This is a genomic window from Nocardia sp. JMUB6875 (genome assembly GCF_041154655.1).
In the GTDB taxonomy this organism is placed as follows: domain Bacteria; phylum Actinomycetota; class Actinomycetes; order Mycobacteriales; family Mycobacteriaceae; genus Nocardia.
Window position 1 is genome coordinate 1 of record NZ_BAAFGR010000228.1, and the last position, 9,804, is coordinate 9,804.

Consider the following 9,804-nt stretch of genomic DNA (forward strand, 5'->3'; position numbering starts at 1 on the left):
GACCGTGGCGGGGGCGGCGGTGGCGGCGCCGCTGGCTCCGATGTTCGCCGGGCGGGATTACGCGCCGATCGAGGGGCTGCTGTGGTTGTTCGCGTTGGAGGGGGCGCTGCTGGCGGTGTTGCAGGTGACGTTGTTGTCGGCCATCGCGGCGGATCGCACGGCCCCGGCGGCGATCACGTGGATCGGGTTGGGTGTCGGGGTGGCGGTCATGCTGACCTGTGCGCATTCGGTGCTCTCGCTGATCGTCATCGCGACCGTGACCGCGGCGGTGACCACGCTGGTGATCACCGGCGTGGCGTGGCGGGCGACGCGTGACGGCTAGGGTGCCGGGTGTGAACGCGGAGAGCCGGGAGCGGCGGTGGCGCGGGCTGATACCGGCGGGGTACAGCCTGGTGCTGGCCGCGGTCGTGCTGGGGCCGCTGCTGGGTTCGGGCTATCTGCTATTACGGGACGCGGTCAGCACGCCGCGCTCGTTTCTCACCGACTCCGCACTCGGCCTGGGCGATGCCGCGCCGCGCGCCGTCCCGCAGGACGCTCTGATCGCGGTCCTGTCCCCGGTCGTGGACGGCGGCATCGTCGTCAAAGCGATTCTGCTGGCTGCCATCTGGCTGGCCGGTTGGGGTGCGGCCGCGCTGGCGCGCGAGCTACTGAATGTCTCGGTGGGCCCCCGGCTGGTGGCCGCGACCGTCGCCATCTGGAACCCGTATGTGGCCGAGCGCCTGCTCCAAGGGCATTGGAGCCTGCTCACCGGCTATGCGGCCCTGCCCTGGATCGCCTTGCTGGCCGCCCGATTACGGGCCGCGCCCCCGTCCGGCACCCTCGGCACCTGGGCGGCGCTGACCGCCTGCCTGGCGGCGGCCGGACTGACCCCGACCGGTTCCCTGCTGGCCGGACTCGTGGCCCTCGTCCTGGTCGGCAAGCGGAATCTGCCTGCGACGGTGGCACTCTGGATCCTGTCCGCGGCTCCATGGCTGACCGCGACGGCGCTGTCGAGCGCGGGCGCCGCGCCCTCGGATCCGGCGGGTATCGCGGCCTTCGCGGCCCGGGCCGAACCCTGGCTCGGCACCCTGGGCAGCCTGACCGGACTGGGCGGTATCTGGAACGGCACCGCCGTACCGGACTCCCGCACCGGTCTTTTCGCGCTGTTGGGGACGATTCTGCTGCTCACTCCGGTGGTGATCGGGGTGCGCGCGGCCTATCGCGCCGGAACCGTCGAACGGCGGCTGATCTGGCTGGCGGTGGCGGCCATCGTGATTCCCGCGTTCGGCGCGACCGGGTGGGGGTTGTCGGTCGGCGAGTTCCTGGTGGCTCGGGTGCCGGGCGCGGGGCTGCTGCGGGACACCCAGAAGTATGTGGCGCTCGCCGTGCCCGCCTACGCCCTGTGCGCGGCGGCCGGATGCCGGATCGCCGGGCGGTGGATCTCGGCGAACGTGCTGGACGGTGCGGGCGCCGAACGGCCGCCGCGCGCTCGAACCGGCTCGGCCGCAGCGCTTTTCATCGTGCTGGCGCTGATCGCCCTGCCAGATCTGGCGTGGGGCGTCGGCGGGTCACTGCGGCCGGTGCACTATCCGGCCGGATGGCAGCGGGTGGCCGAGATCGTCGACGAGCGCGGTGATGTCGCGGTGCTGCCGGGCGGGATGTTCCGGAAGTTCTCGCATTCGGGTAGCGCGCCGGTCCTGGATCCGGCCCCGCGCATGCTGCGCCGGGATGTGTTGCAAACCGGGGAACTTCCGGTGCGGGGCGGCGTCGTCGCCGGTGAGGGCAAACGCGCCCGGCGCGTGGAGAAGGCGCTCGCGCGCGGCGAGTCCGCGGCCGAACTGGCCTCGCTCGGCGTGGGCTGGGTACTGGTCGAAGGCGATACGCCCGGACCGCTCGGGGAGTCGAAAAGCACTCTCGCCCAGTTGAATCAGGTCTACAGCGACCCGGACCTGACGCTGTACCGGGTGCCGGGCGATATCGAATCCAATGACGCCTCACCCGAGGCCCGCCGGGTATCGGGGGCGGCGCACCTGCTGTGGGCGACCCTGCTGCTCGGCGGATTCCTCACCGCGGCAACGATTTCGGCGCGCCGGTCACTCCTTCGGGAACCCGAGCGCGAACCCCACCCCGATCACGACAATGCTGACTAGCGCGATGACGACGATGATCCACATGCTTCAACACTATGAAGCGTAGTAGGGCGGCGTGCTCGCTTTACGGAATCGCGGGCGCGATCAATCCGCTGACCCGCTCGCCCCGGGTCACCGCCGAGAGCACCTCGTAGACGCCGTTTCCCGTTTGCTCCCAGGAGAATTCGCGCGCCCGGGCCCGCGCCTTCTCCCCGAGCACCGTGCGCGCCTCGTGATTGCCGAGCAGATCGCCGACGGCCGCGGTGAGCTGCGCGGCATCGTCGACCAGCATGCCGGTGACCCCGTCCACGATGGAATCGGTGAGCCCGCGCGAACTCCGGTATCCGACGGTGGGCACCCCGTGCTGGGCCGCCTCGATGACCGCCAGCCCCCAGCCCTCCTTGCGCGAGGGCAGCACGTGCACCCAGGCGCGGGCCAGCAGCCGATGCTTCTCGTCCTCGTCGACATGGCCGTGGAAGGTGACGGCGTCGGCGATGCCGAGCTCCTGGGCGTGCGCGCGCAGGTTCCCGTCCCACCAGCCGCCGCCGATCACGTCCAGGTGCAGGCCGGGCACGCTCTCGCGCAGCCCGGCCACCACGGCCATGGCGTCCTCGATCTGCTTGTGCGGCACCAGCCGCGACAGCACCACGATGCTCGGATGCGGGGTGCGGGTGCCGTCGTCACCGGCGGGCAGGTGTGCGGGAATCGGTTCGGCGCCATTGCGCACCACCGCGATTCGCGTCGCGGCCACGCCGAGCCCGGTCAGTTCCTCGGCCGAGGGCAGCGAGACCGTCAGGTACTGATCGCGCCGGTGCACGCGCGGCGAGAGCCGGGATTCGATCCACCAGCCGATCCGGCCGACCAGTTTCCCGGCCACCGGCCACTGCTCGCGATGCCCGTGATGCACCAGCACCACGGTCGGCGCGGAGGTCGCGGTCCGCGCGAAGAAGGGGATGCCGTTCTGGGTGTCGATGATCGCGTCGGGTCGCAGTCCCTTGAGCGGACCGATTCCGAACCGGCCGAGCGCGATGGCCGCCAGCGCCCGCGGATACACCGTGAACCGCCCGCCCCCGCGACTGATCTCGATACCGTCGATCGATTCGCGCTTGGCGGCCCCCGGATACCCCGCGGTCCGCAGCGTCACCTTCACCCCGCGCGCGGCCAGCTGCGCGCCGACCCGCTCCAGGTAACGCTCGCTGCCCCCACCCTGTGGATGCCCGGTGTCGCGCCAGCACAGCAGCAGCACTTCACGCACGGGCGGATCTCCAGAGGTTCACAGGCGAGGACGGACAGACAATGGGCTCCACCATATAGCCCGCGGACCCGCCACGGGCCAGCAGTGGTCATCCGACCACTCGTCATTTCGGCGAGTGGGCCGACCGCCGAGGACGGGGAAGCGCCGGTTGCAGCCGTGGTTGTGGGCCTGTGCGAGACTTGCCGCCGTGCTTCGAGCTGATCGGTCCTCCACGCGCCGCGCCGGGCGGGGCCCGCGATTCGCCCGCCGGGCGACGCTGCGCCGGTCGCTACGGCTGCTGGGCAGCTTCCGGTTCGAGCAGACCGATCCGGCCGTGTTCTACGGCGGCGTGGCCACCGATACCGCCGAACTGGTCGGCGACTTTTACCGGGATCTGACCGGGGAGTCGCTGCGCGGCACCATCGTGCTGGACGTGGGCGGCGGGCCGGGCTATTTCGCGGACGAGTTCGGGAAGGCGGGGGCGCGGTATCTGCCGGTCGAGCCGGATCCGTCGGAGATGCACGCGGCCGGGCTGCGGGTGGCGGGCGCGGTGCGCGGGTCGGGCATGGCGCTGCCGTTCCGCGACGACGCGGTGGAGATCTGTGTCTCCTCGAATGTGGCCGAGCACGTGCCGCAGCCGTGGCTGATGGCGGAGGAGATGTTGCGGGTCACCAAACCCGGTGGGCTGATGGTCTTCTCGTACACGGTGTGGCTGGGGCCGTTCGGCGGCCACGAGACCGGGCCGTGGCATTACCTGGGCGGTGAGTACGCGGCGCGGCGGTACCGGCGCAAGCACGGCCGGGAGCCCAAGAATCGTTTCGGCCGTTCGCTTTTCGCGGTGCGGGCCTCGGAGGGTTTGCGCTGGGCGCGCGAAACTCCGGACGATATCGAGATTCTCGCGGTGTTCCCGCGCTATCACCCGCGCTGGGCCTGGTGGCTGGTGCACGTGCCGGGCCTGCGGGAGCTGCTGGTCAGCAACCTGGTCGTGGTGGCGACCAAGCGGGCGCGCCCGGTCAACTCCTGAGCAGGCTCAGCGCTCGGCGAGTCCGCGCCGGAAGATGCGGCGTAGGCCGGTGCACGGCTCGGGTTCGCCCCACGGTGACTCCTGGATTGCCAACCCGACGGTCTCCATCGCGGTGAGCCCGACCTGACCGGCCAGAGCGTTCACCGCGGCAACCGCCTCGGCCGCCTGGAGCGCGGCGGTGGCCTGCGCGGTGGTGAGGGTCCGGCCCGGCAGGAATGACACCACCCAGCCGCCGACGCCGACGCTTTTCGCCTGATGCGGGGTGAGATCACTGGTCATCAGCGATCGACCGACTACTTGCACCGCCATGACTCGGACTCCCCTGTGCGGTAACGGTTCATGTATCGAGCGAGCTATCCACGGTAGCTATAAAGCATGCTCGCTACGGCCGTCGAATGCAATAGTGCGTTCGGTGAAAAGCGAACCGACAGGTTGGAATTCGATTTTTTTGAGTGCTGACCGTTTGCCATGAGTATGCGGAATCGCTTGCGCCCCCGCCGGATCCGGCTCGCTCAGTCGTCGGGCAACATCAATCGCAGGACCGGCTGCCCCTTGCGCACCGTCGGATAACTCGCCTCCACCACCTCGACCCGCCACCCCGGCGGGAGGACCCGCTGCAACTGACCGGCGGCCCGCTGCATGGGGGTGCTGATCGCGGGCTGGTCGGCATCGGACAACTCGCCGAGCAGGAAGTCATCGATGCGCACATCAGTCATGCGAGGGATCTACCTTTCGTTTCAGCTAATGCATAGCAACCGACCAGATTGGTGGAGAAAGGCGTGCACAGCCGAGCATAGGCCACCGCCCGGCAACTCGGATTTCGAATCATGTTTTGCCTCACCGGTAACAAGGCGACTTAGAAACCGAGGAGTCGAATTTCAAAGAAAATCCCGGTCAGCGGGACGATAGCCGGTCATGATCCAGACAGCGGCGAGGGCAAAACTGTAACGTGTTCTCATGGAGTACCAGAGTCTGTTCATCGGTGGCCAGTGGACTGCGCCGTCCAGCCCCGACACCCTGCCCGTCGTCTCGCCCGCAACCCTGGAAACCGTCGGCAGCGTGCCCGTCGTCACCCGCGCCGATGTGGACGCCGCGGTCGCGGCCGCGCGCCGGGCCTTCGACAGCGGACCCTGGCCCGCCACCCCGCCGGAGGAGCGCGCCGCCCTGCTGTCCCGCGCCGTCGCGCTGCTGGACCAGAAGGCCGGGGAGCTGTCCAATACCCTCTCCGCCGAGATGGGCGCGCCCACCATGGCCGCCAGCACCCTCAACTACGTCCCCGCCCGCGCCACCCTCGACTTCTACGCCGGGCTCGGAAAGTCGTTCCCCTGGACCGAGACTCGGACCGGTCTGTTCGGTACCACCCGGGTCTCCCGTGAACCGGTCGGCGTGGTCGCGGCCATCATCGCCTGGAACGTGCCGCTCTTCCTCGCCGTCAACAAGATGGCGCCCGCCCTGCTGGCCGGCTGCAGCGTGGTCCTCAAGCCCGCGCCGCTGACCCCGCTGGCCGCCAATCTGCTGGCCGACATCTTCGCCGAGGCCGGGCTGCCCGAGGGCGTGCTGTCGGTGCTGCCCGCCGAGGCCGACGCCTCCGAATACCTGGTCTCCCATCCGGGCGTCGACAAGGTCACCTTCACCGGCAGCTCCGCGGTCGGCCGCAAGATCGCCGGCATCGCGGGCAGCCAGCTCAAGCGCTGTTCGCTGGAGCTGGGCGGCAAGTCGGCCGCGATCCTGTTGCCGGACATGAACATCGAGGACATGCCCAAGCTCGCCTTCTCCGGCCTGATGAACAGCGGCCAGGCCTGCGTGGCCCAGACCCGCATCCTGGCCCCGCGCGGCCGCTACGACGAGATCCTGGAGGCGCTCAACGCGTCCATCGACCTGTTCCCGGTCGGCCTGCCCGACGATCCGGCCGCCCAGCTCGGCCCGCTGATTTCGGAGAAGCAGCGCGAACGCGTCGAGGGCTACATCGCCGCGGGCAAGGAGGAGGGCGCGCGCCTGATCCGCGGCGGCGACCGCCCCGCCGACCTGCCGGGCTGGTACGTGAAGCCGACCGTCTTCGCCGATGTCACCAACTCCATGAAGATCGCCCGCGAGGAGATCTTCGGCCCGGTCCTCTCGGTCCTGCCCTACGACACCGAAGCGGAGGCCATCGCCATCGCCAACGACAGCGACTACGGTCTCGCGGGCTCGGTCTGGACCACCGACATCGAACACGGCGCCTCCGTCGCCGCGAAGGTCCGCACCGGCACCTACGCCATCAACTGGTACGCCTTCGACGCCTGCGCTCCGTTCGGCGGCTACAAGACCTCCGGCATCGGCCGCGAGAACGGTCCCGAGGGCTTGGACGCCTACTGCGAGACGAAATCCCTTCTGATGCCCATGGGTTCGTAACCAGGCGCACGAAAAAGGCTCGCCCGCACGGAATGTGCGGGCGAGCCTTTTCTCATGTCTTACGCGAGGCGCTGCTTCAGAGCCTCGAACTCGTCGCGCAGGCCCGAGGGCAGCTTGTCGCCGATGAACTCGAACCACTCCTCGATGGAGGGGATCTCGTTCTTCCACTCGTCGACGTTGACCGCGAGCGCCTCTTCGACGTCGTCGGCGTTCACGTCCAGGCCCTCGAGGTCGAGGTCGGCGGCGTGCGGGACATTGCCGATCGGGGTGGCCTCGGCGTTCGCGGTGCCCTCGATGCGGTTGACGATCCACTCCAGCACGCGGGAGTTCTCGCCGAAGCCCGGCCACAGGAAGCGGCCGTCGGCGCCGCGGCGGAACCAGTTGACGTAGAAGATCTTCGGCAGCGCCTGCGCGTCGGCGTTCTTGCCCAGGGTGATCCAGTGGTTCAGGTAGTCACCGACGTGGTAGCCCATGAACGGCAGCATGGCCATCGGGTCGCGGCGCACGGTGCCGACCTTGCCCTCGGCGGCGGCGGTCTGCTCGGAGCCGACGGTGGCGCCCATGAACACGCCGTGCTGCCAGTCGAAGGACTCGGTCACCAGCGGGATGGTGGTCTTGCGGCGGCCGCCGAAGAGGATGGCCGAGATCGGCACGCCCTGCGGATCGTCCCATTCGGGAGCCAGGGTGGGGCACTGCGACATCGGGGTGCAGTAGCGCGAGTTCGGGTGCGCGGCCAGGGTTTCCGACTCGCGCTCGTACCAGTCGTTGCCCTTCCAGTCGATGAGGTGGTCGGGGGTGCCCTCCAGGCCCTCCCACCACACATCGTTGTCGTCGGTCAGGGCGACGTTGGTGTAGACGGTGTTGCCGGCCTCCATGGTGGCCATGGCGTTCGGGTTCGAGCTGTGGTTGGTGCCGGGGGCGACACCGAAGAAGCCGAATTCCGGGTTGACGGCATATAGTCGGCCGTCCTTGCCGAAGCGCATCCACGCGATGTCGTCACCGAGGGTCTCGGCGCGCCAGCCCGGGATGGTCGGCTGGATCATGGCGAGGTTGGTCTTGCCACAGGCCGACGGGAAGGCCGCGGCGATGTAGTACGCCTTGTCCTCCGGCGAGATCAGCTTGAGGATCAGCATGTGCTCGGCCAGCCAGCCCTCGTCGTGCGCCATGGCTGACGCGATGCGCAGCGAGTAGCACTTCTTGCCCAGCAGCGCGTTGCCGCCGTAACCCGAACCGTAGGACCAGATTTCGCGGTCCTCGGGGAAGTGGGTGATGTACTTGGTGTCGTTGCACGGCCACGGCACATCGGCCTGGCCCTCGGCCAGCGGGGCGCCCACGGAGTGCAGGGCCTTCACGAACGGCTTGTCGGTGCCCAGCTTCTCCAGTGCGGCGCTGCCGGCGCGGGTCATCACGCGCATGGAGACCACGACGTACTCGGAGTCGGTGATCTCGACGCCCAGCTTGGGGTCCTCGGCGCCGAGCGGGCCCATGCAGAAGGGCACCACGTACATGGTGCGACCCTTCATGCTGCCGCGGTACAGCTCGGTCATGGTGGCGCGCATCTCGGCCGGGTCGACCCAGTTGTTGGTCGGGCCGGCATCGGCCTCGGTCTTGGAGCAGATGTAGGTGCGGGATTCGACGCGGGCGACGTCGGACGGATCGGAGAGCGCCAGGTAGGAGTTGGGCTTCTTCTTCTCGTTCAGCTTCTTGAAGGTGCCGGCGGCGACCAGCTGCTCGGAGAGGCGAACGGCCTCTTCCTCGGATCCGTCGGCCCAGACCACGCGATCGGGCTGGGTGAGTTCCGCGACCTCCTGTACCCAGGCGAGCAGTTCCTTGTGCTCGGTGGGCGCGGTGCCATCATGAAGACCAGGAATGGTCGCTGAGGTCATGAAAACTCTCCTGAGATGGGCGGCCCCGATGGCCTCGAGCCGAGGACCACGGCTCGCGACACCGAGTGCCACTACTTGCGGCAGGACTCCCGCTCGTCTCGCCGTTCGGTCCGTCCACTGGACGGGCGTACAACAACACGGCGGATGCCCTAGTTCCTGCCATAGAGGTTAACGCCACATATCGGGGTGTACGGAATCGGGTTGTCCACTCGGTATCGGGTCGAAACCTGCGACCAGCCGCTATGTGAATTCGAGTGCGGCCAGGTCACGTTCGCATGCCGCCAGTAAAGCGGGGCGCCGCTGCGCCGCCTGCCGCAATTGCGCCTCCAATTCGCCGACCCGCAGATCGGTTTCCACCATGCGCGCGGTGGCACTCCCGAGCACCTCGTCGGTGAGCCGCTCCTCGACGTCCACCAGGGCCGTGGCGACCCGCTGCTCCAGCTGCGCGCGGGCGTCGACCAGCGTGTCCGCGACCCATTGCCGCAGGTGAGCGCCGTCGGCGAGGCGGCGGCGGGCACGCACCACCCAGCTCGCGGCGGCGGCACCGAGGAGCAGACTGACCGGCATGATCGCGTAGTCGAAGGCCCGCAGCAGGGCCAGCGGGGCCACCAGCAGACGGCCCAATCCGAAGCCGCCGGAGGCGCCCAGCGCGATCACCAGATGGTCCTCGACGCCCCGCAACCGCGGGCCCGGCGACGGCAGCGCGCGCGACACCCGTTCCGGCGGTGGCGGAAAAGATATATGCCATTCCTCCGCGACGGATTCTTCGACTTGACGGCACAATTCGCCGATCCTGGAGCGAATCGTCCGATCAATCTCCTGTGTGAGTTTTTCCACAGAATCGCTCACATGACGCGGAAATTCGGCGAGCGCGCTCCGCGGCAGCCCTTCGATTTCGGCCCGCGCCTGCCCGTGCAACGTCCGAATCCTGGCCCCGACCTCGTGCAATAGATCAACTCGGGCCAGTTGCAGCCGATTCCGCACGATCGCCATGGCACTGCCCCGCCCGCCGTCCCCGACCGCCAGCAGCCGCGCCCGCTCCTCCCGCAACGCGGCCACGTCCGCACCCTCGCGCACCTTGGCCACCTGCGCCTCGATCCGCCGCCGAGTCTCGGCCACCACCCGCTCCCGCACGATCGCCACCTGATCCCCGACCGCCCC

7 protein-coding genes and 2 pseudogenes are annotated in these 9,804 nt (G+C 69.1%); 4 read left to right on the top strand and 5 right to left on the bottom strand.

Going from position 1 to position 9,804, the window contains the following annotated elements:
* Nucleotides 1-322, top strand: a pseudogene (locus ACAM49_RS35710) (polysaccharide biosynthesis protein); the annotation flags it as partial.
* A gap of 10 nt (nt 323-332) precedes the next feature.
* Nucleotides 333-2,129, top strand: coding sequence for a hypothetical protein (locus ACAM49_RS35715; RefSeq protein WP_369639958.1), 1,797 nt, complete (start codon nt 333-335; stop codon nt 2,127-2,129).
* Between the two features lie 64 nt (nt 2,130-2,193).
* On the opposite strand, the gene ACAM49_RS35720 is transcribed toward ACAM49_RS35715, so the two are convergent.
* Nucleotides 2,194-3,363: a glycosyltransferase family 4 protein gene (locus tag ACAM49_RS35720; RefSeq protein ID WP_369639959.1), complete on the bottom strand. Its 1,170-nt coding sequence runs from the start codon at nt 3,361-3,363 to the stop codon at nt 2,194-2,196.
* Nucleotides 3,364-3,550: 187 nt separating this feature from the next.
* Between ACAM49_RS35720 and ACAM49_RS35725 the strand changes: the two genes are divergently transcribed.
* On the top strand, nt 3,551-4,366 hold the full coding sequence (locus tag ACAM49_RS35725) for a class I SAM-dependent methyltransferase (RefSeq protein ID WP_369639960.1): 816 nt from the start codon (nt 3,551-3,553) through the stop codon (nt 4,364-4,366).
* A 6-nt stretch (nt 4,367-4,372) separates the two neighbouring features.
* Here the strand turns inward: ACAM49_RS35725 and ACAM49_RS35730 are convergent, their stop codons facing one another.
* Together ACAM49_RS35730 and ACAM49_RS35735 are read right to left on the bottom strand one after the other, a co-directional pair.
* Complete coding sequence (locus tag ACAM49_RS35730) at nt 4,373-4,675, bottom strand: hypothetical protein (protein WP_369639961.1); 303 nt, start codon at nt 4,673-4,675, stop codon at nt 4,373-4,375.
* A 203-nt stretch (nt 4,676-4,878) separates the two neighbouring features.
* The gene (locus tag ACAM49_RS35735) at nt 4,879-5,082 is read right to left on the bottom strand and encodes a hypothetical protein (RefSeq protein ID WP_369639962.1); all 204 of its coding nucleotides are present in this window, start codon (nt 5,080-5,082) and stop codon (nt 4,879-4,881) included.
* A 241-nt stretch (nt 5,083-5,323) separates the two neighbouring features.
* Between ACAM49_RS35735 and ACAM49_RS35740 the strand changes: the two genes are divergently transcribed.
* Nucleotides 5,324-6,757, top strand: coding sequence for an aldehyde dehydrogenase (locus ACAM49_RS35740; RefSeq protein ID WP_369639963.1), 1,434 nt, complete (start codon nt 5,324-5,326; stop codon nt 6,755-6,757).
* Nucleotides 6,758-6,816: 59 nt separating this feature from the next.
* Here ACAM49_RS35740 and ACAM49_RS35745 read toward each other — a convergent pair whose 3' ends face one another.
* Both ACAM49_RS35745 and ACAM49_RS35750 read right to left on the bottom strand, forming a co-directional pair.
* Nucleotides 6,817-8,643 carry a phosphoenolpyruvate carboxykinase (GTP) gene (locus ACAM49_RS35745; RefSeq protein WP_369639964.1) on the bottom strand — a complete coding sequence of 609 codons (1,827 nt, stop codon included), beginning with the start codon at nt 8,641-8,643 and terminating at the stop codon, nt 6,817-6,819.
* A gap of 240 nt (nt 8,644-8,883) precedes the next feature.
* Nucleotides 8,884-9,804: pseudogene (locus tag ACAM49_RS35750) on the bottom strand (hypothetical protein); the annotation flags it as partial.

What these genes read in the sequence shown, in the direction of transcription:
- ACAM49_RS35740 (WP_369639963.1), top strand. Translation starts at nt 5,324, where the DNA reads ATGGAGTACCAGAGTCTGTTCATCGGTGGCCAGTGGACTGCGCCGTCC.
- ACAM49_RS35745 (WP_369639964.1), bottom strand. Translation starts at nt 8,643, where the DNA reads ATGACCTCAGCGACCATTCCTGGTCTTCATGATGGCACCGCGCCCACC.
- ACAM49_RS35735 (WP_369639962.1), bottom strand. Translation starts at nt 5,082, where the DNA reads ATGACTGATGTGCGCATCGATGACTTCCTGCTCGGCGAGTTGTCCGAT.
- ACAM49_RS35730 (WP_369639961.1), bottom strand. Translation starts at nt 4,675, where the DNA reads ATGGCGGTGCAAGTAGTCGGTCGATCGCTGATGACCAGTGATCTCACC.